The 879-nt window shown below is 34.7% G+C and carries 1 pseudogene; it reads left to right on the top strand.

Annotated elements, in window-relative coordinates:
• Window positions 1-679 precede the first annotated feature (679 nt).
• Window positions 680-879, top strand: a pseudogene (locus ACTXGO_RS14875) (long-chain fatty acid--CoA ligase); the annotation flags it as partial.

Below are 879 nucleotides of genomic sequence, written 5' to 3'. Positions count from 1 at the left end.
ACAAAAGCTGATACCAACGCAGTGACTCCAGTTGCCAATGTCACCTCTATACGACCAGTACGCGTGCCAAAAAGTCTGTGCGTTGTCATCGATCAGGCTATTGCTACCCATAGATCCAAAAATTAGTTGTCATGCTCATGTCATATAGTGGCTAAATTTATGTTTCTGTAATCTTGTCAACATCCTTTATAAAATTCATTTTTTAGACTTGGCTACGCTAAACTCGTAGCCTAAATACTTTGTACATTCATATACAAATATATTTTTTTGTATTTTTCAAACATTTATCTTCTATATCTTATCACCTACTACAAAACTCTCTTTATTTTTACCATTTCATATACATTTGTGTATACAAATGCATGCTAATAATAATTTTATTTTTCTACTATATGTTTCATTAAGAATATAAATTTAAAAAGACGCTAACTAAAAAGCAGCTCATCCTCTTTTAATAACCGCTTATCCGAATATCATTGCTTCACAAAAAAAACCTATAATCAATTTTTAATCGAAACCAGACAGTGCTAAGATACATTTTCTAGTACAATTGTAGTTATGTTAATTTATTGCTTAAGTATGTCTTTGTATTACTTAACCTTTTATTTACTGATTGGTAAGTAAGTAAGAGTCATACCTAATAACCCTCTACTCCGTTTACATTTAAGGGACACTGAAGATGACAGTGAACAAACCTTGGCTCGCTCAATATCCTAGCAACGTACCCAAAACCATTGATCCTGATCAGTACAGTAGCTTGATTGAGCTTTATGAGGAGTGCTTTGCACGCTTTCGCTTGCACCCTATCAGTGTTTGCATGGGCGTGACGCATACTTATGGCGATATCGATGATACCTCGCAAGCGGTCGCTGGATGGTT

The sequence above is a fragment of the Psychrobacter sp. T6-1 genome (assembly GCF_052258445.1).
The sequence above is the reverse complement of the archived record's forward strand: the minus strand, read 5'-3'. Positions and strand labels throughout refer to the sequence as shown.